At 45.7% G+C, this 22234-nt stretch carries 28 protein-coding genes; 14 read left to right on the top strand and 14 right to left on the bottom strand.

Features of this window, described 5'->3' with window-relative positions:
* Positions 1–73: 73 nt before the first annotated feature.
* From HBAL_RS11620 to leuB, 5 genes are all read left to right on the top strand, one after another.
* Positions 74–946, top strand: a complete 873-nt coding sequence (locus HBAL_RS11620) for a VOC family protein (RefSeq protein ID WP_015828136.1) — start codon at positions 74–76, stop codon at positions 944–946.
* A 47-nt stretch (positions 947–993) separates the two neighbouring features.
* Positions 994–1620, top strand: a complete 627-nt coding sequence (leuD, locus tag HBAL_RS11615; protein WP_015828135.1) for a 3-isopropylmalate dehydratase small subunit — start codon at positions 994–996, stop codon at positions 1618–1620.
* A 3-nt stretch (positions 1621–1623) separates the two neighbouring features.
* Positions 1624–1923, top strand: a complete 300-nt coding sequence (locus tag HBAL_RS11610) for a putative quinol monooxygenase (protein WP_015828134.1) — start codon at positions 1624–1626, stop codon at positions 1921–1923.
* 16 nt (positions 1924–1939) lie between these two features.
* Complete coding sequence (locus HBAL_RS11605; RefSeq protein ID WP_015828133.1) at positions 1940–2248, top strand: putative quinol monooxygenase; 309 nt, start codon at positions 1940–1942, stop codon at positions 2246–2248.
* Between the two features lie 106 nt (positions 2249–2354).
* Positions 2355–3428 carry a 3-isopropylmalate dehydrogenase gene (gene leuB / locus HBAL_RS11600; protein WP_015828132.1) on the top strand — a complete coding sequence of 358 codons (1074 nt, stop codon included), beginning with the start codon at positions 2355–2357 and terminating at the stop codon, positions 3426–3428.
* Between the two features lie 66 nt (positions 3429–3494).
* Here leuB and HBAL_RS11595 read toward each other — a convergent pair whose 3' ends face one another.
* The 3 genes from HBAL_RS11595 to HBAL_RS11585 all read right to left on the bottom strand — a co-directional run bounded on the left by HBAL_RS11595 (position 3495) and on the right by HBAL_RS11585 (position 6169).
* Complete coding sequence (locus HBAL_RS11595; protein WP_015828131.1) at positions 3495–4055, bottom strand: manganese efflux pump MntP; 561 nt, start codon at positions 4053–4055, stop codon at positions 3495–3497.
* Between the two features lie 97 nt (positions 4056–4152).
* On the bottom strand, positions 4153–4698 hold the full coding sequence (locus HBAL_RS11590) for a lipocalin family protein (protein WP_015828130.1): 546 nt from the start codon (positions 4696–4698) through the stop codon (positions 4153–4155).
* A 61-nt stretch (positions 4699–4759) separates the two neighbouring features.
* A complete protein-coding gene (locus HBAL_RS11585) occupies positions 4760–6169 on the bottom strand; it encodes a spinster family MFS transporter (RefSeq protein ID WP_015828129.1) in 1410 nt (469 codons plus the stop codon).
* 222 nt (positions 6170–6391) lie between these two features.
* On the opposite strand from HBAL_RS11585, the gene HBAL_RS11580 reads away from it, so the two are divergent.
* Complete coding sequence (locus tag HBAL_RS11580) at positions 6392–7234, top strand: class I SAM-dependent methyltransferase (protein ID WP_015828128.1); 843 nt, start codon at positions 6392–6394, stop codon at positions 7232–7234.
* Positions 7235–7288: 54 nt separating this feature from the next.
* Here the strand turns inward: HBAL_RS11580 and HBAL_RS11575 are convergent, their stop codons facing one another.
* Positions 7289–8200: an MBL fold metallo-hydrolase gene (locus HBAL_RS11575; protein ID WP_015828127.1), complete on the bottom strand. Its 912-nt coding sequence runs from the start codon at positions 8198–8200 to the stop codon at positions 7289–7291.
* Positions 8201–8331: 131 nt separating this feature from the next.
* Here HBAL_RS11575 and HBAL_RS11570 point away from each other — a divergent pair, with 131 nt between their 5' ends.
* The gene (locus HBAL_RS11570; RefSeq protein WP_015828126.1) at positions 8332–9045 is read left to right on the top strand and encodes a 2OG-Fe(II) oxygenase; all 714 of its coding nucleotides are present in this window, start codon (positions 8332–8334) and stop codon (positions 9043–9045) included.
* Here HBAL_RS11570 and HBAL_RS11565 read toward each other — a convergent pair.
* The 3 genes from HBAL_RS11565 to HBAL_RS11555 form a co-directional block, all read right to left on the bottom strand.
* Positions 9042–9464: a thioredoxin family protein gene (locus tag HBAL_RS11565; protein ID WP_015828125.1), complete on the bottom strand. Its 423-nt coding sequence runs from the start codon at positions 9462–9464 to the stop codon at positions 9042–9044. The two genes, HBAL_RS11570 and HBAL_RS11565, sit on opposite strands and share 4 nt — an antisense overlap.
* A 5-nt stretch (positions 9465–9469) precedes the next feature.
* Positions 9470–10480 (bottom strand): hypothetical protein, encoded by a 1011-nt coding sequence (locus tag HBAL_RS11560; protein ID WP_015828124.1) that lies wholly within the window; start codon positions 10478–10480, stop codon positions 9470–9472.
* Positions 10481–10605: 125 nt separating this feature from the next.
* A complete protein-coding gene (locus HBAL_RS11555; RefSeq protein WP_041301566.1) occupies positions 10606–10881 on the bottom strand; it encodes a DUF2293 domain-containing protein in 276 nt (91 codons plus the stop codon).
* Between the two features lie 346 nt (positions 10882–11227).
* On the opposite strand from HBAL_RS11555, the gene HBAL_RS16715 reads away from it, so the two are divergent.
* On the top strand, positions 11228–11767 hold the full coding sequence (locus HBAL_RS16715; protein ID WP_149037411.1) for a hypothetical protein: 540 nt from the start codon (positions 11228–11230) through the stop codon (positions 11765–11767).
* A 6-nt stretch (positions 11768–11773) separates the two neighbouring features.
* Here HBAL_RS16715 and HBAL_RS11540 read toward each other — a convergent pair whose 3' ends face one another.
* Positions 11774–11959 carry a DUF3008 family protein gene (locus HBAL_RS11540; protein ID WP_015828120.1) on the bottom strand — a complete coding sequence of 62 codons (186 nt, stop codon included), beginning with the start codon at positions 11957–11959 and terminating at the stop codon, positions 11774–11776.
* A gap of 172 nt (positions 11960–12131) precedes the next feature.
* Here HBAL_RS11540 and HBAL_RS11535 point away from each other — a divergent pair, with 172 nt between their 5' ends.
* Positions 12132–13127: an LLM class flavin-dependent oxidoreductase gene (locus HBAL_RS11535; RefSeq protein ID WP_015828119.1), complete on the top strand. Its 996-nt coding sequence runs from the start codon at positions 12132–12134 to the stop codon at positions 13125–13127.
* A 9-nt stretch (positions 13128–13136) separates the two neighbouring features.
* Complete coding sequence (locus HBAL_RS11530; protein ID WP_041302267.1) at positions 13137–13940, top strand: SDR family NAD(P)-dependent oxidoreductase; 804 nt, start codon at positions 13137–13139, stop codon at positions 13938–13940.
* Here the strand turns inward: HBAL_RS11530 and HBAL_RS11525 are convergent.
* Positions 13912–14616, bottom strand: coding sequence for an AbiU2 domain-containing protein (locus tag HBAL_RS11525; protein WP_015828117.1), 705 nt, complete (start codon positions 14614–14616; stop codon positions 13912–13914). The genes HBAL_RS11530 and HBAL_RS11525 overlap by 29 nt on opposite strands.
* Before the next feature lie 65 nt (positions 14617–14681).
* A complete protein-coding gene (locus tag HBAL_RS11520) occupies positions 14682–15260 on the bottom strand; it encodes a TetR/AcrR family transcriptional regulator (protein WP_015828116.1) in 579 nt (192 codons plus the stop codon).
* Positions 15261–15326: 66 nt separating this feature from the next.
* On the opposite strand from HBAL_RS11520, the gene HBAL_RS11515 reads away from it, so the two are divergent.
* The gene (locus HBAL_RS11515) at positions 15327–15734 is read left to right on the top strand and encodes a RidA family protein (RefSeq protein ID WP_015828115.1); all 408 of its coding nucleotides are present in this window, start codon (positions 15327–15329) and stop codon (positions 15732–15734) included.
* Between the two features lie 211 nt (positions 15735–15945).
* Here the strand turns inward: HBAL_RS11515 and HBAL_RS11510 are convergent, their stop codons facing one another.
* On the bottom strand, positions 15946–16281 hold the full coding sequence (locus HBAL_RS11510; RefSeq protein ID WP_015828114.1) for a hypothetical protein: 336 nt from the start codon (positions 16279–16281) through the stop codon (positions 15946–15948).
* A gap of 96 nt (positions 16282–16377) precedes the next feature.
* A complete protein-coding gene (locus HBAL_RS11505; RefSeq protein WP_015828113.1) occupies positions 16378–17262 on the bottom strand; it encodes a LysR family transcriptional regulator ArgP in 885 nt (294 codons plus the stop codon).
* 86 nt (positions 17263–17348) lie between these two features.
* On the opposite strand from HBAL_RS11505, the gene HBAL_RS11500 reads away from it, so the two are divergent.
* The 3 genes from HBAL_RS11500 to HBAL_RS11490 all read left to right on the top strand — a co-directional run bounded on the left by HBAL_RS11500 (position 17349) and on the right by HBAL_RS11490 (position 19473).
* Entirely contained in the window at positions 17349–17945 is a 597-nt protein-coding gene (locus HBAL_RS11500) for a LysE/ArgO family amino acid transporter (protein ID WP_015828112.1), read from the top strand.
* A 50-nt stretch (positions 17946–17995) separates the two neighbouring features.
* Positions 17996–18706, top strand: coding sequence for an arsenical resistance protein ArsH (gene arsH / locus HBAL_RS11495; protein ID WP_015828111.1), 711 nt, complete (start codon positions 17996–17998; stop codon positions 18704–18706).
* A gap of 146 nt (positions 18707–18852) precedes the next feature.
* On the top strand, positions 18853–19473 hold the full coding sequence (locus tag HBAL_RS11490; RefSeq protein WP_015828110.1) for a glutaredoxin domain-containing protein: 621 nt from the start codon (positions 18853–18855) through the stop codon (positions 19471–19473).
* 237 nt (positions 19474–19710) lie between these two features.
* On the opposite strand, the gene HBAL_RS11485 is transcribed toward HBAL_RS11490, so the two are convergent.
* Both HBAL_RS11485 and HBAL_RS11480 read right to left on the bottom strand, forming a co-directional pair.
* On the bottom strand, positions 19711–20328 hold the full coding sequence (locus HBAL_RS11485) for a hypothetical protein (protein ID WP_015828109.1): 618 nt from the start codon (positions 20326–20328) through the stop codon (positions 19711–19713).
* Between the two features lie 264 nt (positions 20329–20592).
* Positions 20593–22143: a bifunctional GNAT family N-acetyltransferase/carbon-nitrogen hydrolase family protein gene (locus tag HBAL_RS11480; protein WP_015828108.1), complete on the bottom strand. Its 1551-nt coding sequence runs from the start codon at positions 22141–22143 to the stop codon at positions 20593–20595.
* Positions 22144–22234: the final 91 nt, after the last annotated feature.

Here is a 22234-nt window from a genome sequence, read left to right as displayed (position 1 = left end):
TCTCTCTTTCCCGATTGCATTTTATATTCTTCAAAATTGCTACAATTAGCCGTTAGGATAGGCTGACCTGTATTTGTTTTATGCTATATCTGGTCGTATGCTTACTGGATTAGATCATATCGTTTTGATTTGTAACGATTTAGACGTTGCAACTTCAAATTACAAAATGTTGCTTGGGCGTGAGCCTGATTGGACCGCTGTGACGCCTGATGATGGTACTGCGAGTGTGTGGTTTCAGATTGGTGAAACTGGACTTGAATTACTGGGGCCGGAAGGTGACGGACCAGTTGGAGACAAACTTAAAAAAATGATCGCTGCTGGTGGTGGTGGATTGGTGAGTTTAGCCTTTTCCTGCGTGCAGATTGACGAGATGCACACATGTTTTTCCAAGCGTGGATTAGTCCCGTCGGACATTTCGCATGGCCAAAGTACAGACAGTGCGACCGGTAAGACACGATCTTGGAAACGATTGCGATTGGATACAAGTCAAACTGGTGGTGTACGTCAGTTTGTGATCCAGAATGAAAAAAGTACGCCTATAAAGTCAAAACATTATGGGGATGATAGCGTGCAGTCACTAGATCATGTGGTTATCAACTCGCTTCACCCTGAAAGAGCTGCAGCTTTGTATGGGGCGAGGTTGGGGTGTGATTTGAGATTGGATACGGAGCGTGTAGATTTAGCGTCTCGTTTTTTATTTTTTCGTGTTGGAACTTCCACGATTGAAATCGTTAGCCGCTTAGGAGTGAGTGCTTCAACTCAAATGAATGACTCATTGTGGGGCCTTAGCTGGTATGTAAAAAATCTAGATATGGCGCATAAACGTGTAAAAAAAGCGGGTTTTAATGTTACGGATATTCGTCCGGGACGAAAAAAAGGCACTCAAGTCTTCACTGTTCTTGATAGAACGTGCAATACACCCACTTTGTTTATCGAGAGATCATAGAAACAGATTGCTCGATTAGATTTGATTTTGACGGACTGAGGCAATTTATGACCCCATTTACGACCCTACGCGGTGTTGCTGCTCCTCTTAAAACGGGTGACGCGCTTCTGGCGAATGTTGATACAGATATGATCATTCCCAAACAGTTTTTGAAAACTGTGACTCGTGAAGGGCTGAAAGTTGGTTTGTTTCACGAAATGAAGACAAATGAAGATGGAACGCCTAATCCTGATTTTGTGTTGAACAAGCCAGCCTATCAGACTGCATCTGTTTTGATTGCCGGTGATAATTTCGGATGTGGATCTTCACGTGAACACGCACCTTGGGCGATTTTGGATCAGGGGATTCGGTGTGTCATCGCACCGTCTTTCGCCGACATTTTCTTCAACAACTGTTTTAAGAACGGTATTCTGCCTATCGCCTTGCCGCAGGACATTTGCGATAAGTTGGCTTCACAAGCAGGCGGCGGAAATCATATTTTTACGATTGATTTGCCCAACCAGAAGATTACTGCACCAGATGGAACTGAGATCGATTTTGATATTGATCAGGGCCGTAAAACAAACCTTGTAAAAGGGTTGGATGAGATTGGTGAAACCTTGACGCATGGCGGCGATATTGAAGCATTTGAACACAAGCGTAAGATTATGACGCCTTGGTTGGAAAAAGCTTAAACAATGCTTTTGCTTGAAGGAAGTTTACGCATAAAAGCTGGAATGTTTGAAGCATCCCGAGCTATTTTCGTAGATTTCGTAAAAGCATGCAATGAAGAGGCTGGTTGCCTTGAGTTTTCCTTCTCTCAGGATGTCTGCGATGGGGATGTGCTCAACCTTCGAGAACGGTTTGTAGATGAGGCAGCCTTTCAGCAGCACCAGCAAGCAGAACATACTATAGCTTTCAAAAAATACCTTTACGCTTTGGGCGTGGAAGCACGAGATGTGCGTTATTATGAAAATGTAACGCCCATAAAGAGATAAGGTGGGCAGAGATAGCATGAGTCAGAAGGTAATCATTGTTACTGGCACGTTTCGCTTGCCCATCGAAAATCGCGAAGCCGCCCGCAACGCTATGCAAACAATGGTGGAGAAGAGTCGAGCCGAAGCAGGTTGTATATTATACAGTTACGCATTCGATTTTTTGGATGAAAACCTCGTTCATTTTATAGAGAAATGGGACAGCCGAGAGGCATTGCAGGCTCATTTTGCAATAAAGCATATGGCAGAATGGCGCAGCACTTGGCCAGATTTAGGAGTGGCAGATAGAAACGCCAATCTTTATGAAGCAGTCGAAGAGAGTTTTTAATATCTCTCCACGATTTTGCCCGGAAATATTGCGTAAAGCTGCGCGGCCTAGTAAGCGACCATAATTGACATAATAGCCCTGAGTTAAACTACGAAAGCATGACCCCATGACACAGACATTTTTACTTCTCCCAGGTGACGGAATTGGACCCGAAGTTACAGAGCAGGCACGTCGTGTTCTTGATGTTGTGGCACCAGATTTAAAGTTCTCAGAAGGGTTATTTGGTGGTGCATCCTATGATGTGCACGGCGTGCCTCTTACAGATGAAGTATTAAACCAAGCGCGCCAATCTGATGCTATTTTGATGGGGGCTGTAGGTGGTCCCAAATGGGCAAAAGTTGCACGTAATCTTCGTCCTGAAATGGGGCTTTTGAAGCTACGTAAAGAACTTGATGTATATGCGAATTTGCGTCCGGCATTTTGTTTTCCAGCACTTGCAGATGCTTCTAGCTTGAAACGTGAATTTGTCGAAGGGCTCGACATTATGATTGTACGTGAGCTGACATCGGGCGTGTATTTTGGAGAACCTCGCGGTATTGATGATTTAGGCAATGGCGAGCGCAAAGGCTATGACAATGCTTGCTATACGAGTTCTGAAATTCGTCGTGTGGCGCGTGTCGCATTTGAAATTGCCAAGGGCCGTAAAGGCAAGGGCGGTGCCTATCCAGGTGTGACGTCCACGGACAAATCCAATGTGATGGAATCGGGTGTGTTGTGGCGCGAGGAAGTTACGAAGCTTCACCAAGAAGAATTTGCAAATGAGCCACTAGATCACATTCTTGCGGATGCGATGGCTATGCAGCTTGTAAAGAAGCCGAAAGATGTAAATGTGATTCTTGCGGATAATCTCTTTGGTGACATTCTGTCGGATGAAGCAAGCCAGTTGACTGGTTCTATTGGTATGTTGCCGTCTGCTGCATTGGGTGAGCCGGGCACTCCGGGCTTGTATGAACCTGTTCACGGATCTGCACCTGATATTGCAGGCAAAGGGCTCGCAAACCCTTGTGCAGCGATCCTGTCTGCTGAAATGGCGCTGCGTTGGTCACTTGATCGCGCTGATGCGGCTGATCGTATTTGGAATGCTGTGGGTAAAGCACTAGAAGATGGTGCGCGTACAGCTGACCTCGGCGGTTCAATGTCTACGGCTCAAATGGGTGATGCGATTATTGCCGCTTTGTAGATTTTAGCTAAATTGATCAGAATAAAAGCGCCGCTTGAGTGATCGAGCGGCGTTTTTTTATTGGCTTTAGGCTGTGTGTTGGTAAAAAATAGAAATACCAATCGCAATAAGAACAAGACCGCCCAAAATTTCAGTATGATGGCCTAAGCGTTCGCCCACCCGAGGCGCGATTAAAAAACCAAATGAGCTAATGATAAAGCTTGTTGCGCCTATAAGCAGACAAACCCAAATGCTGGTGCCAGCCATAGCGAGCGCAATACCGACTGCTGCTGCATCTATGCTTGTGCCGATGGCTGTAAGGATTGCACTTAAGAGAGAATGTTCACGGGGCGCTGCGTCTTCATCATTATCATGACTGAGGCCTTCTCGAATCATGCGCGCGCCGATGATGGACAATAGTATCAACGCAACCCAGTGGTCAAAGGCCTCAATAATACCTGAAAAATATGTTCCTAATCCAAACCCGACAAGACACATCAATCCTTCTGCAAGGCCGAAAGTCAGGCCGGATTTCAATGCTTGCATGATACCGCGACGCGGTGCTTTGGCACCAACAGCGATAGATGCCGCAAAAGCGTCGGTCGAAAGACTCAGGCTAAGGGAGAGTAGTGTGAAAAAAGCTGACATGCAGCTGTCTATATTTGTATATTAGAAACAGCGCCAGTGTCATTTTTAACTTTTAAATACACTTGATTGCGTAGATTTTTGTTCAACTAAAAGGATGTTAGTTTGGATGCTCAGTCATTTTTAACGGGGTTGTTGCATAACCTAATTCTTTGGCGCGCTTTGTGATGCTTTGGTAGATTTTGTCATCAAGTTTAGGTGTGCGAGACAATATCCAGAGATATTTTCCATCGGGACTACCCACAAGTGCGGCTGAGTAATCTTCTTCTAGGTGCAATATCCAGTAATCGCCCCAAGCGAAAGGCACCCATTTAGGAGCAAATTTTACCTTTAACTGGGCATTTCCCGTATCTTCTACAATGCGAGCTATGGCTGTCGCAGAGCGCACTTCACCTGCATGACATGTGTTTGTGACATTGATATTGCCATCTTCACGTAAGCTGTATTCAGCGGTGACAGCTTCGCAATTTTTTTGAAAACTATTGGGATAGCGAGCTATTTCATACCATCTGCCTGCATATCGGTTGAGGTCAACTTCACTGACTGTAGCCGGCGGAGTATCAATTTTACGATAATCGGCTTGAGATGAACAAGCTACAAGCGCCATTAGCAAAGGAAGACTCAATGTGAGGGAGGGGTTTTTCATCGAGAAATCCTTTGCGGCCGGGGAAGTATAATGCTTATACGCATCCTTTGTCTGGTTGGATCTATGTTGCTGGCTCCGATACATATCTGTCGCGCACAAATGTTCGCCCAGATATGAGGAAGAAGAGACCCGCCAATGCAAACAGAACCGTGGCAGCAACACAGGCCATTTGAATGCCATACCCTTTTGCAGCACGACATGCCGATTGGGCAGCTTCACTTAAGCTAGCATCCGCAAAATTACAGGATGATGAAAGTGTGCCTGCAAACTCACCCGAAGCGAGCTGATTGGACGCGAAAATATCTGCCATCAGGCCTATAATCGGGGGACCAAATCCATAGCCGATCAGGTTGACGACAAATAGCAATACAGCAACGGCCGTGGCACGAGATCGTACACTCACAACTGCTTGAGCTATATTATACTGCGCGCCAATGTAGAAATACTGTAAAACACTACCCAGCATCAGCATAGCAAGCATTAATCTATGGTCGGATGCGAAGAAGGAAAATGCGTAGAATGGTACGGCAATAAGAAACGCAATGCCGGAAACCCATGTTGGTGCGGTTTCTGATTTTTTGGATGCGGTTTGGGTGAGGTAACCACCCAGAAATGCACCAAGAGTGGCGGCTAATCCAACGGGGGCCATAAACATAATTGCAGTTTCACCGGCTGAATATCCGTGAACATATTGGATAAATAATGGTGTAAAACCGACAAGTCCATACCCTGCAAAAGCAGCTAAAGTTGCGCCAACAGCCATGATCCAGAAAGTGGGTTTGCTGAAGATTTCGACAATAGCATCTTTAAAATTTGTTTGACTTGCCGACTTGGTAGTCGGCGGATCTGAATAGCCACGCGGCGGTTCTTTTATTGTCAGTAAGACTAGTATTCCGATAATTATGCCGGGAGCACCGACATAGATGAATGCTTCGCGCCATGTGAAATTTTGAATAACCCAGCCGCCGCCGAGTTGAGCCAGAACACCACCGGCAGTGACGCCCATTGCATATATCCCCAAAGCTGTGGGGCGAGCGACAGGTTTGTAATAGTCACTGATGAGGGAGTTTGCAGGTGGTGTGCAGCCTGCTTCGCCGATACCAACAAGGAGACGAGCGAGGAGTAAGGTCACAAAGCCAGTTGCAAAGCCGCACAAAACTGTCGCTAGAGACCATAATATGACACAGATGCCGATAATACGAACGCGATTGTGGCGCTCTGAAAAGTTCGCAATCGGAATGCCGAGCATGGTGTAGAAAAGGGCAAAACCGATGCCGGATAAAATACCAAATTCAAAATTGCTCAGTCCAAATTCTGCGATGATCGGACCACCCATCACACTGATGAGAATACGGTCGATAAAATTAAATGTGTAAACAATAGTCAGTGTCCACAGGACAAATGAGCGATAGCCAAAGCTACCGAAATTATTTCCTGTATTTGTCACAATGCTTGTGTCTGTTGTGCTCATAAATTTCACTCCCCATTTGACATACGTCTCTTTGTACGTTTGTTCAAAAATAGAGCTTATCAAGTCTTTTGGTCGCGGCAAGTCGTTAAATTATTAAAATTGAAAACAGTCTGCTAAGCCAATCGTCAAATAATTAGATTTTTTATGCTCTTGACCTCAAGTTAACATGAGTTTGTAGGCTGGTTGAATGGTAAAACTAAAACAAGGCAAGGACGACACCTTATGAACAAGACTCATAATATTCAGTCAGATATGAAGACGCTTTGGAATGGCGCAGCCGGAAATGCGTGGGTTGAATCTCAAAGTTTACTTGATCAGATGTTTAAACCCATTGAGCAAGCTTTGGTCAAAGCTGCTATTGATAGCGGTGCGTCAAATGTTTTGGATATTGGGTGTGGAGCTGGAACAACAACTCTGACATGTTCAAGAGCACTCGGTGAGCAAGGGAAACTAACCGGACTTGATATTTCTGCTCCACTCATTGAAGCGGCGAAATTACAAGCTAAAAAGACGAAATCATTGGCTCAATTTGTATGTGCAGATGCTCAAGAATATACATTTGCGTCGAATGCTTTTGATCTAATTATTTCACGTTTTGGTGTGATGTTTTTCTCTGATCCGGTGGTTGCTTTTACCAATTTACACAAAGCGGCAAATGAAGAAGCAAGATTGCATATGTATGCGTGGAGACACCCGGGAGAGAATGGTTTTATGACAACTGCCATGCGTGCAGCAGCACCATTTTTACCGCCAATGCCAAAACCAGAGCCAAACACAGCAGGGCAGTTTGGGTTTGCTGACCCTGATTATGTCATGTCGGTTTTAGAAGAGGCTGGATGGAAAGATGCAAAGCTAGAAAAAGTCGATTTCCTTTGCTCATTTCCAGCTGAACAAATTGAACAATATAACACGCGGTTGGGCGTGTTGGGGACTTTGCTTCCAGAACTTGATGAGAATGTCCGCAACAAGATCATTTCGGTTGTGAATACGGCGTTTGATAAATTTATTTCAGCTGATCGGGCGCAATTTACTGCTGCCTGCTGGAAGATCACCGCGAGAGCTTAGAGCAATAAAGTGCAGCCTATAATGTATTGGCTGCACTTTGCTTTTAGATGATGATTATTCAATTTTTCCAGTTAGGTCTCGATAAAGTGTCCACACCATGCGCTCAGTGGTGATGAATCCCCAATTCCAATCATCGTGATAATCAGAGAGTGGGTTGGCAGCTTGTATGGTTGCTAGGTCTTTGTCTTGAGAGACATATCCAGCAATCAATTTTTTCGTGTCAGCCAACATGCGAATGCTTGCTTTGACTTCTTTGACAGTGGATGTGGGCCCATGTCCTGCAATGATAACTGTATCCTCATTTGCAACATCCAATATGGCTTGCATGCCTTCGATATAGCCATCAACGCTGCCGCCATTATCTAGGTCGATATACGGAAAGCGGTTGGCAAAGAGGAGGTCGCCAGCGTGAAGGATATTTGCTTCTTCAAAATAGACAAAAATATCGCCGCTCGTGTGTGCATTAGGTGCGTGATAAAATTTAGCTGTTTCACCATTCATTGTCACACTGTCACCAGCGTTCACATTTATAGTTGGCAGTGCGCTAGCGGGTAAAGCTTCTGGTGTGCCTCCAGTCATTTTAGATGTGACGGGGTTTGCAGCTCCCGGGCGCACATTGGGATGCGCCATAATGAGCGCTCCTTTGTCGGCGAAATAGGCATTGCCACCGATATGATCATAATGGACATGTGTGTTGAGGATGAGTTCAACATCTTTGCCTGACAATTTGCGCTGGGCTGCATCAATGAGGGGGGTAAGCTCGCCTAGTTGGGTGTCGATCATGAAGACACCATCTTCACCGATGGATACACCGACGTTTCCGGCTTTATCCGTGCGCAATTCATAAATACCATGTCCAAGATCAGATGTGTGGACGATGGTTTCAGGCGCTTTGGTTTCTTCTGCGAGTGCCGAAGGTGTCAAAAAAGTGAGTGTAGATGTTATTGTTATAAGCAAATTTCGCATCGTAAATCCTCCTTAAAAGCAAAGCTGAACATGGTGCCTTTAGTGCTGAATGACAATGTACAAACTTTTGAAAATCTTGTGACAGTTGCAAAGAGAATGTTCGCTATTGTTTGGTTTTGGTGCTAGGGGGAATGCCTCGTCAATTTGGACATAAAATTGTGCACCCATATTCTCCAAACAATGAAGTTCCCCAAGAATTTGTATTACCGACTTGGAATTGGCTAGCACAACTGGCCGATGAAAACTGGGCGATAGCCTATGATGTCGTGCCTCCAGAATTGACGCGTGCGCTTTATGTTCAAGCTTGTCGTTTGCACGCAGCCGATAAATTGAAACGTGCAGGAATTGGTCGCGCTGCAGACCTGACAATTGATACAGACATTCGCAGAGATAAAATACACTGGCTTAATTCGCAGGATGATGTGCAGGCTGACTATCTTTCAGTCATGGAAAATGTACGACAAACCTTGAATAGCTCTTTATTTTTGGGGCTTTTTTCGTATGAAGCGCATTATGCTGTTTATGAAGAGGGTGGATTTTATGCGCGCCACTATGATGCTTTTAAAGGCGCTAAAAATCGTGTCCTATCGACTGTGTTTTACCTAAATTCCGATTGGGTCGAGGCGCATGGCGGTGAGTTGGCTATCTATAGTGAAAATGAAGATACCGCTGCCTTGGCAGTCATCCCACCGGAAGCTGGAACATTAGTCTTGTTTCTTTCTGAAGATGTGCCGCATGAAGTGCTTCCAGCTTATGCTGATAGATATTCTATTGCTGGCTGGTTCAGGGTGAATGACCGCCTTGGTGCACCAGCCTTGCAGGTTGTGGAAACGCCGATACTTTAATCTACGAGTGAGCACATAGAAGACACAAATTGTTCGGTTGGAATATTGCGAGCATCGCGCCAAGCAAACACGTCTGCTTTGTTGAGTAATTCACCATTTGGAGAAAGAACCATTATCGCTGGTAGGCCTTCCAGTTCTTCAAATCCAAGTGCTGCATACAGGCTTTGATTACGTTCGTGTTTTCCAATGTCAATTTGGACGATTTCAAACTTGTTCCCTATCACGTTTAGCACGTCTTCATGCTCTAGCGTGGCTGACATTAGCCGAGCATCAGGACACCAATTTCCACCAAATAAAATTAACAGAGGAACATTGCGAACGAGACTTGATGTGCGCGCTGCCTCTAGTTTTTCTGATGCATTTTCTGTTTCGTTAAACGGTGTATCTTTGGAGGTTATAACGATGTTTGAAAGTGACATTCTTATCAACCTTTGTGGTGTTCTGCTCTCGTTTTTACGATGTGGAGAATGTTGGACTGGATGTCGCCAAGAATCAGCTCTCCCCACAGCGTTCCATAGGTGTTTACGGGCGTTGATACAAGATAATTTGTATCAAGAAAGAGCCGTGTTTGTTGCGTATTAATTGGTTCTAACCGATAGCCGCCATTTTGGATTTTGAGGTGAGCACCATCGGGCGATATGTGTCTGTCTGTGTATTTTTGAACAGAGTCATTTGCGAAGACGAATTCCCATCTCAGGTCTTCGTTTTCATGCCATTCGCGTATGTGTTCTTCAAATGTGATATCGGCACCCCAAGCGGCATATCTGATAGCATTGGTTTTTTCTCCAATTACGACGGCAGAACGTGGACGGTGAACTTGCAGGATATTTTGAGTGACATTCCATCGACCTTCACTTTGCTGGATATCGTCCATTTTAAGAAGGTGAGGCCAGATTTCATTTGGTGTGGCATTGATCAACACTGAGCGTTCGACATTGCTGGTGGTGATTGGTGAGACTGTGTTGGCATCAACGACCAGCATTAAAAAAGGTAGCGCCAGTAGAATGCTAGAGTGCAGTGTGGTGCGCTTCCGATATCGGTTGTGCAGTATTTTTACGGTCGTCGCTCCAAACCATGCAAATAGCCACCAGAGCGGTGCTAACATGGCGACACAGATCACTCCTTCACGCAGAATTATCGCGCCAATGATGAGGATGAGTAACACTAGAACAACAGGGATGATGGTAGCGCGTTTGGGCTTTTGACCATGTAAATCAGATAGCAGGTAGAAGACAGAGCCCAAGGCGTATGGCAAAACGACGAGTATACTTAGGCTGATGGCACCGCCGCCACCGTCCTTGCTAATCGCTTCAGATATAAGAAATAATATTAAACTCACTGTTAGAGCGAAAGCTAAAATAATAGCTAGGCGGATAGCGACCCACAAAGGTGAGCTGGGTTCTGGTAGAGGATCATCAGGGATTTTATTATTCATCTTTATGCTTCCACATTCCACTCATGCCTCTGGTCAGACAGTATTGGATTTTGGAAGCGTATGTTCTTTTGCATATTTGGGAAGCTGTAATTGTGTTTTAGAGACAATTTATCGCGAGAAATACTTTATTTTTTCCAGCTTTGAATGATGTCAGCAACTTCTTCTTTTACAATCAAGATTGCTTCATTGCGGGTCATTGCATCGACCTGCTTTAGATTGTCAAAATCTGTCTGCGTGTTGCGAACATGCACGCGAGCAGACATGGCAGTTGCTGTTTTTAGATCAATGTCCCGATACTGATCGGACTGAACAAGAGCAATTATTGCATCACGGTCAGAGCTTGGACAATTGGGAAAGAAGCGCGCCATATGTTTAGAAATGGCTTTATAGGAATGAGGCATTACGGGGATATGATTCTTTGTGGGAGGGTTAAAAAAATCGTATCCCCGCAATTCACCAGTGTCTAGATGAAAGCTGAGTGTCCAGCTAATTAGAGGCCTCTTCCGGACTATTTTGTCCAGAAGAGGCAATGCAGGCATTTAAGTGGGTGGGGACAAATGCCTGCAAATATGAGCCGGGTTTTCTCAGCTTCTGAGAGTTTAACGTTCTACATTTTGAAATCCGTCGCGGGTGAAGCGTTTTTTCTCAATTATTTTTATGTGGGATTTTGCCTAGAGAATGACGTGCAGTGTGGTAGCCTGCATTTTCTGAAAAATGATCATACACATGAGCAAGTTGGGGCGGAAAATGAAACATCAATTTGGAAAAATGAGTGCGTTTTTATTGTTGGTATTTGGCGCATGTTTTGCGTCGCCGGCATCGTCCGCGCAAACGCGGGATTTAAGCCAGATTATTGCAGACTTAGAGCAGAAGTCTTTGGCTTGCACAAATGCTGTTCAGGGGCGGGGCTATTCTGGCGTGTGTGCGCAAAATTGCAGAATAGGCGCTATGCAGCTGAAGAGCCAACCTGAAAAATGGAGCGAGCAAGAAATTCAAGGCTACCAAGATGCATGTGATGATCTTTATGACTTGGTCGATTTTAGGCCGTCTGCTTTAGAGGATATGGCTAAGATTAATGTCTTGAAGGAAGAGATGCAGGAAAAATCAAATGCCTGTAAAAATGCTTCGCCTTATTCTAAAGCAACGATATTGTGCCACAGACGTTGCCGAGGGATGTATACTCGCCTGTTGAATCTCAATGAATCTGCTACTGATGATGACGTTGATATCATCGTAACTGCTTGCCGAGATTTATATGCAGAAACAGGGCTGGGCCAAACGCAATAAGGGCGTTTAGTCGTCGACTTTTTCTGGCAAATTATCATGTGATGTGCTGGCGATTTCTTCCAGCTCGTCTTCGCTCATACTTTCATACATGTCTTTAGAAGCGCCTTCTAAGTCGTCAACTTTAGTGTCGCCGCGTTTGGCGGATAGTGCGGCTCCGGCGGCGCGTTGCTGTGCTTTGGATTGTGCTGGCATGGGTGTTTCCTCTCGGTTTATTTGGTCTCAAGAGTTGAACGCAAAAGCGAGGGCAGATGTTCCATCATGCACAGTCACAATTCATTAATTTGAAGGGTAAGGGTTGGATTTGAACAAAAACGCACGACATAGAGATGAAGCCGATAGCTAATTAATACCCTGGAGCTTCTTCATGATTCCGATTTCAATTCTGGACCTTGCACACATTGTCGAGGGTGGAGATGCAGCCCAGACTTTCAACGATTCTGTCGAACTGGCGCAAAAAGCTGAAGCATTGGGATATGAACGTATATGGTATGCAGAGCATCACAATATGCGAGGTATTGCTAGCTCTGCGACGGCTGTTTTGATTTCTCATATTGCAAGCAAAACCAAGAATATACGCCTTGGCGCTGGCGGTATTATGCTGCCCAATCATTCGCCTTTAGCTGTAGCTGAGCAATTTGGAACGCTGGCGACTCTGCACCCCAATCGCATTGATCTTGGCCTAGGAAGAGCGCCGGGTGGGGATCAAGACACGATGCGGGCCATGCGCCGCAATAAACATGCAGGTGATAACTTTCCTGGTGATGTGAGTGAGCTAATTGGATATTTAGGGCAGCGAGATGAAAGCGCTAAAATTGTTGCTGTTCCGGGTGAGGGAACGAATGTGCCTATATGGATTTTAGGCTCGAGCATGTTTGGTGCGCAGATGGCGGCAGAGATGGGTTTGCCATATGCATTTGCCTCGCATTTTGCGCCTCAACAATTAGTGCAGGCGGCCGATTTTTACAGGCAAGCTTTTACCCCGTCGAAATATTTGAACAAACCGCATTTCATGTTTGCTTGCAATGTGTTTGCTGCTGATACGCAGGAAGAGGCAAATTACCATTTCTCATCTTTGCAGCAAGCATTTGCGCGCATGGTGACAGGCCAACGTGGTCTGTTTCCAAAGCCGGTGGAAAACCTTGAATTACCAGCTCATGTTCAAAACCATATTGATACCATGCTGGCTGCAACAGCCGTTGGCACGAAAGAACAAATCATCGAGGAATTGCAGCCATTTATGGACAGGTTAAATCCAGATGAGATTATTATTACCTCCGCCTTTTATGATCCTGCGGCAAGGCTGCGTTCTATGGAGTTGGTCATGGAAGTACAAGATAAACTCGTTCCTTCAGCGAGATAGATAATGATTATGAGCAAAACAATTTTGATCACTGGTGCGACTGACGGGATTGGTCTGGAAACGGCAAAATTGCTCGTGGAGCAGGGCCATAATGTGGTGCTGCATGGGCGCAGCCCTGATAAGCTGGATGCCGTTGAAAAGACGCTGCGTGCCATGAATGGCGGCGGTGAGATTTCGCGCTATGTGGCGGATCTTTCTAGGCTGGCAGATGTACGCCGAATGGCCGATGAAATCGCAGCAGACTTTAGGCAATTGGATGTGCTGATCAATAATGCCGGTGTGTTGAAAACGGCTCACACGCGTACAGAGGATGGGTTTGATGTGCGTTTTATGGTCAATACGATTGCGCCATATTTGCTGACACAAAGATTATTGCCAATAATACCTTTAGATGGGCGCGTGGTGAATTTATCATCTGCGGCGCAAGCACCCGTGAGCATTGCGGCATTGCAGGGCAAAGAGCAGCTGGATGATATGGCAGCCTATGCGCAGAGCAAGCTGGCGATTACGATGTGGACACGTGAATTTGCATCTCGTTATGGCGCAAGCGGCGTTGTTTTTAGTGCGGTAAATCCGGGGTCTTTATTGGCAAGTAAAATGGTCAAAGAGGGCTTTGGCGTTGCCGGTAATGACCTCAGCATTGGGGCTGATATATTGGTGCGCGCAGCCTTAAGCGAAGAATTTAGCAATATGTCTGGCAGGTATTATGACAATGACAATCACCGCTTTGCACCTCCCCAAGCAGACGGCCTAAACGACACAAAAATGCGCGCGATTGTGGAGGCTATTGAGGGGATTTTGGATTCTCACTAGCGTACTTAAGTTTCATGCCATCTTCGAAACGGTCCCAAAAATCGTTGGCTTTTAGCTCTTCAATTTCAATATAGTCTTTAGGGTCCCAACTTTTTCCATTGATTAGTCGACTTGAAAGACTGACTATATTATGGGCGTCTTTGAAAACTAGTTCAATGTCATCGTAGGTTGGGCGAAGTGATTGTAGGTCTAGTCTATGAGCTAATGCTTCATCTCTGAGTTTACGCATATTGTTTAGTTGTGTGGACTTTAGAAATTTTGAAACTTGGGAATGCAGTATAGGGATGTGTTCGATTACTGCTTTTCGTTCTATTTTTCTGTATTCCAAATGTTCAGAGTGCCAAGAGGAAGCGTTTTCGGCATATATTTCAATATATTGAGCTGGATTAATTAATGATTTTAGTTTGCTTAAAGTTAGACGGTTTGGTTTGTCAAAGTCGGTCAAACGACAAAGTGATAACACCGTCATAGTAGCGGATGATCGTATTATGTGATCGAAGGTGTGACGTTCATCGCTTAAATTTATTAGCTCGCGAAGTGATTGTCGGTGTAGCCCATTTCCTGTCGTGAACACGCTCCAGCTAGCCCTTGCGTGCTTAAGTTCATTTTCAAGTTCGATGACCAAATTTTTTGCTTCGTTTAAAGTTTTTGACGATTTTTCTTCGTGTTTTGGCATAGCTAAAAATCATTCAAGTTTAGAAAATTTGGCAATTAAGGTCAGACAGAAAGTACCCCAACCCATCACGTCACAATCGTCTTTATCACGCTGACGATTTGGTCTGTGGTGGGTGTGGTGCCGGTGTGGCCGGTGGTGTAGGCGAGGGTGATGCCATCTAATAGGCCGACGCATGTGTTGATCGCTGTGGTATCGGTTGAATTGGTGATTAAACCAATGAAGAACTCTATGGGACGACGCCCTGCTTTTGAAAGGCGGGTTGCGATGTCTGTCAGCTCTTGATCGCGGGAGGCGATTAGGGTGAGTTCTATGCGGGCTAAAAATAGGTCCCGCGCTTCATCGACTGTGGTGATTAATTGTTTGGCGACATGATCTATGGCGGCGTCTATGCCATTGCGTGCAGCAAGATCGGCAAAGCTGATTTGCAGAGCGTCGCAGTCCTTCTCAAGCTCTTGTGCGAGGTGCTCTGCGGCGGCGCGTAAGAGGTCGTTTTTCTTTGGATAATAATAGGTCGTCGAGCCTTGCGGGATGCTCGCTTCCGCATCGATTGCACGATGGGTTAGGCCGATAATTCCTTTATCGGACAATAGTTTAACCGCTGTTTGCAATATGAGTAGGCGACGGTCTGGCTTTGATCTTGACATAAAACCTCTACAAATGTAGTGAATATTACTACGGATGATTTTTAACTCTATATGGTAATTTAAAAGATGGCACAAACACTTCAGCGTTTGAACCCTGCGTCTATGCCTGATGCTGGGCAGATGGGGTATTCTCAAATCACAACTGTGGAGCCGGGAAGATTGGCTTTTATTTCTGGGCAAGTGGCGTGGCGCGCGGATGGTGCCACCCCGCCAGATAGCCTTGAGGAGCAGACGCGGCTGGTGTGTGCAAATGCGAAAACAGCGCTGGAAGCTATTGGGGCAAGCACGCAAGATTTGGCGATGGTGCGCGTATATATGACGGATTTAACGCCGGAACGTTTGGAGGCGGCGTTTCCTATAGTGGTGGAATGGTTTGATGGGGCTGCGCCTAGCTTGACGGGTGTGGGTGTGTCGGCATTGGCGGGCGCGGGGCTTCAGATTGAAATAGAAATGACTGTCCGCTTGCCGGAATAGATTGTTTTTAAAGAAAAAATAAGCGGCATGCACTTGAACGGGGGTTATTAAGTGCATGCCGCTTTTTTAAATCCATACAGTTCACATGGGGCAATTGAAACTGCGTGGAAAGTTTGCAACCCAGATATTGGTTTATAGGGAGGAAGCAATATCTGGGTGCGGGGTCTCTAGCGGAACCATGGGGGACAAAACCGCTAGAAATTAGAATGCACTAATGCTGATGAACAGCTAAGTGCGTGTATTCCTTGGGGCTGTAAGTGACCGGTTTGTTATCGCGGATAACCTCTTTTTTGATGCTCGTTTTTTGCGGCACAACTTTGGTTACGATGATTGCTTGGGCTGGAATAATAACCATTTTTTTCACGTGGGTGTGTTGACCTTGGGAGACGACATGGCGGTGTGAATTTTTTATTTTCACAGGCGATGAAGTCATAGCTGTTGGCGTGTTTACAACAATATTAATCGCGGTGTCTGCTATAGCAGGCGCAGTGAATGCCATGCTGATCGCGCTTGCGACAATGAGTGATTTTATAGACTTCAAAGACATGAAAGCCTCCTTGGGGTGCCTGATATAAGTCAAACGAGGGAGGCGCTGAGAATCCGTCGCAGAAAATAAATTTTATTTAAAAGTAATTGATTTTGCTTAATTATTTGGTTTGAGAGTTTGTTTCGCGCTGGAACGAATGGCCTGGTTTAGCGGTGCTAAGGCTTTGCTTGCCGAGCGTAACCAACGCCATACAAGCTGTGTATCCAATTCTGCGTTCTCGCGCAGGAGGGCAAGACGTTTATCGGCAAGATAAGGGGCGACTGTTTCTTTGGGGAGCATGCCCCAGCCCAGTCCGGTTAGGCATCCATCAATGAAGACGCTAAAGCTTGGAAGTTTGTGAATGGGGAGGCGGATATTCTTTTCGATATATTGCGCAACCCATTTATCTTGCAAATGATCATGAGGAGAAAACCGCAAACTGGGCGCGGATAACAGGCTGGATTTGGATACGCCGTGAGGGAAATGCTTGGCAATGAATGCAGGGCTGGCGCAGGGCACATAAGGCATATTCCCAAGGTATAGCTCATCGCATCCGGCAATCGTGTGTTCCTTCATGCCAAGCGCGCCGACAACCTCGCCGCTTTTGAGGAGTTCACTGGTAACTTCTTGATCTTCGATGATAACATCAAAGAGAAATTCGTCGCTATTTTGAGCCAAAGCAGACATGAACCACGTGCCTAAACTATCAGCATTTACAGCGATGCGGACAGTGACGCGGTCGGTGGAATGAATGCCAAGATCGCGGGTGAGTTCGCGCTCTAAAAGGGCGATAGTCTGCAGATATACATGTACTTTTTCGCCTGCAGGTGTGGCTGTGCAGGGGGATGATCGGCGGATGAGAATGGTGCCAAGTTGGTCTTCCAGCAGCTTGACGCGATGGGAGACTGCGGATGGCGTGAGGCCCAATTGGGTGGCGGCAATTTCAAAGCTACCAGTCTGGATAACAGCAGCAACAGCGCGGGCGGCTTTGGTGGATATCATGCCTGAATTATTTTCATCTAAGATTAAATTTATGAGTTTTATTAATTTGAAAAACGCGCTTAGTCAAACCCTCGGAGGTGCCGATTATGAGTGCAATGCTGACTGGGTTTTCTTTAAGTTTGAGTTTGATTATTGGATTGGGCGCGCAAAATGCGTTCATTCTGCGTCAAGGTATGCGCCGCGAACATGTGCTTCCAGTGGTGCTTGTCTGTGCCATCTCTGATGCTATTTTGTTGATTGCCGGTGCTGTTGGTTTCGGGTTATTGGTGAAACAGTCTCCAAATATTGTGGAAATATTTCGATATGTCGGAGTTGGGTTCTTAATTGTGTATGGCAGCATGAAATTTCACTCAGCCTGGCAGGGCTCTGATGGAATGGATTTGTCAGAGAAGACACCGACTTTGCTTTTGCCAACTGTTTTGACGGCGATTGCTCTGACATGGCTGAACCCGCATGTGTATCTGGAAACTGTTATGTTGATGGGATCATTGGCATCGCAATCTGAAGATAAATTATCTTTCACGATTGGGGCGATTATGTCGTCGTTTTTCTTCTTTTTCTCTTTTGGATATGGCGCACGTTTATTGACGCCGCTTTTCGTCAAACCAATTTCTTGGCGCTATCTTGATTTTGGTGTCGGTGTTTTGATGTGGATAATCGCGGCTAAGGTCTGGTTTCATTAAACGCCAAGCATTATGTGTTACCAATACGGATAATGCTTTGATGGATTAAAATGAAAAACCTAGTTGAAAAAGTTGTGGATGTGCCGACTTTGGAAAAACTGAAAGTGGCACAGCCTTCCACACATACACTGCGCATACTTTTGCTATACGGGGCATTGCGGGAGCAATCCTACAGTCGCCGCGTGGTGGAAGAAAGTGCGCAATTGCTTGAGCGCTTTGGTGCGGAAACGAAGATTTTTAATCCTAAAGGTCTGCCGCTCGTGGATGATGAGGGTGCGGACGCTAATCATCCCAAGGTGAAAGAATTGCTCGACCTTGTCCAATGGTCTGAAGGGCAGGTTTGGTGTTCGCCAGAACGTCATGGTGCGATGTCTGGTGTGATGAAAACACAGATAGACTGGATACCGCTTTCTATGGGAGCTGTGCGGCCCACACACGGCAAAACACTAGCTGTGATGCAGGTTGAAGGCGGGTCTCAATCGTTTAACACGGTCAATCAATTGCGTGTGCTGGGACGGTGGATGCGGATGCTGGTTATCCCTAATCAATCCTCGGTGGCGCGCGCCTATACTGAATTTGACGAAGAGGGGCGTATCAAAGATTCCTCTTTCTATGAGCGCATTGTTGATGTGCTTGAAGAGTTGGTGAAATTCACGCTGCTAACCCGTGATAATAAAGATTATCTTGTCAGTCGGTATTCAGAACGCAAAGCAGCAGCCGAAAAAGAAGAATTGCATTCTGAGACCCTGAAAGGGATGTAGCAGACTTGGTTTATCCATTGCGGACTTGCCGCTAGGGCAAGCTCGCAAAGGTGTGATTGTGCTTGATTTGATGCTTGTGAGCGTGCCTATTATGTATGGCTTATTGAATTTTACGATAAGCAAAATATGCGAAATGGAGCACTGAAATGAGCAAGTTTGCTAAAATGCCAACCACATATAGCAAACAGCCCTCAAAGCTGCTCGTCTATCGCTGGGGCGGTGCGTTTGGACCGTTTAAGGTCAATATTCCATGTGGTGAATGCACATTGACCAAGGATATCATCGAGACAACGCTAGAAGATGAGCTGAGCGGAACGCATGTTGAGGTGGAATATAAAGATTGGCTGACACATCTGCCGGAAGCCATTTTAAAGGGGGCGCGTCATGCGCCGGCTGTGTTGCTCAATGGCAAGGTGATTTCCCAAGGTGTTGCGATTAATCGCGGCACATTAGCAGCGGCTGTGATGGTGGACCATGTGGACCGCTATCCGATTGAAGGTAATCATGTTTTTGGCAAGAAAAACTGCGGCTACTGCACGAAGGCAAAGGAATTTTTGGACGCCCAAGGCATTCAATACATTTATCATGATGTGGTGGAAAATCCCGCAGCGCTTTATGAAATGATCACGCGCGCCAAACAAAATGTTGGCGGGAAAACCCCGATTACGACACCGCAAATCTGGCTCGATGGTCGCTATGTTGGCGGGTATGATAAGCTGGTTGAGACATTTGAAAAGGTTGAAGAGGTCGCCGCAGGGGCAGCTTAACTGCTTATCGGGCGTGTCTTCTCGCTGTTAGGTGCGCCGCACAGCAAACTTATCCCACACTCACAATACAAGACATATGATGCTCTTCATCGCAACAGGCATGAAATAGACATGCTGGGGCGATGAAGATGTTTGACATTGTGAGTTTTGAACGCGTGGTGTGTGAATAGCTGTGGAGTGCATTCTTTGCACCTTATGGGCTGGGTAAATTGGAGAAACGGGTAAGTCTAGAAGGCGTTAAAAGAGAATGCCTAATGGTTTGGGATAATCGAACTCTAATCCAACGCATGGTTCATCGTTCAACCAATCTCCCCAAATGATGAATTTACTCTGATCTTCAGCGCTGGCATGGAAAAACCAGATACCGTTAAGTGGAAGCTTTCGGCTTAGTTTCAATGAGTTAGGATTCCAATTTCCAGCCCTGTTTATTTGGATCGCAATGGTGAGGTCTCGTGAATCGCCATATTTCCCGAGTTTTTCGAGAAGTTCTTCAATCGTCGAATTGGGATTTAAAGATTCAGGGACTAACTCTTTTAGTTGAACAGTACAGTAATGCTGAGTGTCTTGATTTGTCCACGTGGTAATAAAATCAAAGTCTTGGTCTTCAACTGGAGCATAAAAAATATCATGACCTTGAACAATAGACATTCCATATGTGAATAGCGCTGCTGCACGATTTTCACGATATTGCTTTAATTGGTTTGTTCTTAGCTGGGTGGCCTTTGTACTCATTTCTAGAGTGCCATCACATTGATGTCGCGTCATTTCGATTTCTATTTGCCGGAGCATGTGCAAATCAGAGGTCGGATTTCTAAATATGTATCTTTCAAACTCTCGTATACGAATTTTTTTCATAAATGAGTGCCCCAGCAAAATAGTACCCATCTTCGCGCTTTAAACTCAAAGTGCAACTTAAAATATTCGAACGCTCCGCCTAGTTCGCGGGGGAATGTCTGAGCCAATCAATATGTCATCCCAAACTTGATTTGGGATCTACTTTTCGGCGTTCACTCATGCTTATGGGTGGATCCTAGCTGGAGTTTATCCTCGCGAAATCGGGGCGGCTGGGATGACAGATAGAGCCGAGAATTTGATAGCTTTTGTGCACTCTTTAGCTGGTTATCTTTTCCATTTGATTTGGTAGAGGTCGAGGCGGCGGTCTTTTAGGTTTTGCACTGTGCCGGATTTGCGCGATGCGATGAGGGTTTCGATGTTGAGGTCTGACATCACGACCATTTCTGTATTTGGGGCCGATGTTGCGGCGATGCCATCACGGGCGAAGGGGAAATCACACGGCGTGAGTATGCAGGACTCGGCGTAGTTGATGTCCATATTTTTAACATTGGGCATATTGCCGACAGTGCCGGCCATGACGACATAAATTTGGTTTTCAATCGCGCGCGCTGCTGAACAATAGCGCACACGATTATAGCCTTGGCGGTCATCTGTACTGAAGGGCACGAATAAAATATTGATGCCTTGATCTGTGAGATTTCGGGCAAGTTCTGGAAATTCAGAGTCATAGCAAACGTTGACGCCGATTGTGCCGCAGTCTGTTTCTATCGCTGCGAGTGAGTTGCCGCCATGAATATTACACCAATATTGTTCGGACGGGGTGATATGGATTTTAGGCTGTGTGTGGATTGAGCCATCACGCAGGAAGACAAAAGCCATATTATATATTTCGCCCGATTCCACGCGTGTGGGATGGGTGCCGCCGATAATATTGATATTGTAGGAGATCGCCATTTCGCTCATGGCTTCGACAAATGCGTCGGTGAGTGTGGTGAGGTATTCTATGTTTTCGCTGCTGGATGTCTGGTCTTTGCTCAATGAAATCAGCGGCATGGTCAGAAATTCGGGAAAGCAGACGAAATCGGAGCGATAATCAGAGGCGACATCGACAAAATATTCCACTTGTCCCATGAATTCTTCAAAGGAATTGACTTTGCGCATCTGGAATTGAACGGAACACACACGCACATTTGAAATGTTCAAATTGGGCGATAGGGATGTGCGCGGTTGGGTTTCATCATAAAGCGGGTTTTCCCAGAGCATGAGACAGGCATTTCCACCTGATTCTAGATCTAGCGGGGAATAGTTTCGCAAGACTTTGATGAATTTGAAATTGTTTCTGATTTGGAAGCCAATGACATTGTCTTTAATCTGCTTATCAAGCACCATTTCGACGTATTTTTCTGGGGTTTTGGCTTGTTTGCGTCGCTTGGCATAATTGGGCATACGGCCACCAAAGCAGATACCTTTTAGGCCAAGTTGGGTGCATAATTGTTTGCGGGCATCATAGAGGCGCTGTCCAATTCGCATACCACGAAAATCAGGGTCGACCGTGACCTCCATTCCATAAAGAAATTCACCTTCTGGATTGTGACGCGAGCCAAATCCGCCGCCAGTTATCTCGTCATAAGTGTGATCTTTGAGCGCCAAGTCTTCGCTGACAATACATGTTGCGCAATGGCCGATAATCTTATCGCCATCGAGGACAACAAATTGTCCTTCAGGGAAGTTTTTGAGCTGAGCAGCTAAGTTTTCTTTGGAAAAACAATATTGTTCGTCATAAATTTTGGTGTTGAGCGCATAGACTTGTGCAATGTCGGCTCTTGTAAAATTGCGAAGCGAGATATTGGCTTTTTGGATGCTATTGCTGCTCATGAGAGGGTGCTTTGAGATGAGTGAATGGAGGGGTAAAATGGGGTGTTTCCATGCAAGGAAAGACTGGCATTAAAACGCCATATACTCTCAA

It is taken from the genome of Hirschia baltica ATCC 49814 (assembly GCF_000023785.1).
GTDB classification, from domain to species: Bacteria; Pseudomonadota; Alphaproteobacteria; order Caulobacterales; family Hyphomonadaceae; genus Hirschia; species Hirschia baltica.
This window is presented reverse-complemented; position numbering and strand designations above follow the sequence as displayed.

Bases quoted from the DNA above. Each gene is read 5' to 3' on its own strand.
- leuD (WP_015828135.1), top strand. From the start codon at position 994: ATGACCCCATTTACGACCCTACGCGGTGTTGCTGCTCCTCTTAAAACG.
- HBAL_RS11610 (WP_015828134.1), top strand. From the start codon at position 1,624: ATGCTTTTGCTTGAAGGAAGTTTACGCATAAAAGCTGGAATGTTTGAA.
- HBAL_RS11605 (WP_015828133.1), top strand. From the start codon at position 1,940: ATGAGTCAGAAGGTAATCATTGTTACTGGCACGTTTCGCTTGCCCATC.
- leuB (WP_015828132.1), top strand. From the start codon at position 2,355: ATGACACAGACATTTTTACTTCTCCCAGGTGACGGAATTGGACCCGAA.
- HBAL_RS11595 (WP_015828131.1), bottom strand. From the start codon at position 4,055: ATGTCAGCTTTTTTCACACTACTCTCCCTTAGCCTGAGTCTTTCGACC.
- HBAL_RS11590 (WP_015828130.1), bottom strand. From the start codon at position 4,698: ATGAAAAACCCCTCCCTCACATTGAGTCTTCCTTTGCTAATGGCGCTT.
- HBAL_RS11585 (WP_015828129.1), bottom strand. From the start codon at position 6,169: ATGAGCACAACAGACACAAGCATTGTGACAAATACAGGAAATAATTTC.
- HBAL_RS11580 (WP_015828128.1), top strand. From the start codon at position 6,392: ATGAACAAGACTCATAATATTCAGTCAGATATGAAGACGCTTTGGAAT.
- HBAL_RS11575 (WP_015828127.1), bottom strand. From the start codon at position 8,200: ATGCGAAATTTGCTTATAACAATAACATCTACACTCACTTTTTTGACA.
- HBAL_RS11570 (WP_015828126.1), top strand. From the start codon at position 8,332: ATGCCTCGTCAATTTGGACATAAAATTGTGCACCCATATTCTCCAAAC.
- HBAL_RS11565 (WP_015828125.1), bottom strand. From the start codon at position 9,464: ATGTCACTTTCAAACATCGTTATAACCTCCAAAGATACACCGTTTAAC.
- HBAL_RS11560 (WP_015828124.1), bottom strand. From the start codon at position 10,480: ATGAATAATAAAATCCCTGATGATCCTCTACCAGAACCCAGCTCACCT.
- HBAL_RS11555 (WP_041301566.1), bottom strand. From the start codon at position 10,881: ATGCCTCATTCCTATAAAGCCATTTCTAAACATATGGCGCGCTTCTTT.
- HBAL_RS16715 (WP_149037411.1), top strand. From the start codon at position 11,228: ATGAAACATCAATTTGGAAAAATGAGTGCGTTTTTATTGTTGGTATTT.
- HBAL_RS11540 (WP_015828120.1), bottom strand. From the start codon at position 11,959: ATGCCAGCACAATCCAAAGCACAGCAACGCGCCGCCGGAGCCGCACTA.
- HBAL_RS11535 (WP_015828119.1), top strand. From the start codon at position 12,132: ATGATTCCGATTTCAATTCTGGACCTTGCACACATTGTCGAGGGTGGA.
- HBAL_RS11530 (WP_041302267.1), top strand. From the start codon at position 13,137: ATGAGCAAAACAATTTTGATCACTGGTGCGACTGACGGGATTGGTCTG.
- HBAL_RS11525 (WP_015828117.1), bottom strand. From the start codon at position 14,616: ATGCCAAAACACGAAGAAAAATCGTCAAAAACTTTAAACGAAGCAAAA.
- HBAL_RS11520 (WP_015828116.1), bottom strand. From the start codon at position 15,260: ATGTCAAGATCAAAGCCAGACCGTCGCCTACTCATATTGCAAACAGCG.
- HBAL_RS11515 (WP_015828115.1), top strand. From the start codon at position 15,327: ATGGCACAAACACTTCAGCGTTTGAACCCTGCGTCTATGCCTGATGCT.
- HBAL_RS11510 (WP_015828114.1), bottom strand. From the start codon at position 16,281: ATGTCTTTGAAGTCTATAAAATCACTCATTGTCGCAAGCGCGATCAGC.
- HBAL_RS11505 (WP_015828113.1), bottom strand. From the start codon at position 17,262: ATGATATCCACCAAAGCCGCCCGCGCTGTTGCTGCTGTTATCCAGACT.
- HBAL_RS11500 (WP_015828112.1), top strand. From the start codon at position 17,349: ATGAGTGCAATGCTGACTGGGTTTTCTTTAAGTTTGAGTTTGATTATT.
- arsH (WP_015828111.1), top strand. From the start codon at position 17,996: ATGAAAAACCTAGTTGAAAAAGTTGTGGATGTGCCGACTTTGGAAAAA.
- HBAL_RS11490 (WP_015828110.1), top strand. From the start codon at position 18,853: ATGAGCAAGTTTGCTAAAATGCCAACCACATATAGCAAACAGCCCTCA.
- HBAL_RS11485 (WP_015828109.1), bottom strand. From the start codon at position 20,328: ATGAAAAAAATTCGTATACGAGAGTTTGAAAGATACATATTTAGAAAT.
- HBAL_RS11480 (WP_015828108.1), bottom strand. From the start codon at position 22,143: ATGAGCAGCAATAGCATCCAAAAAGCCAATATCTCGCTTCGCAATTTT.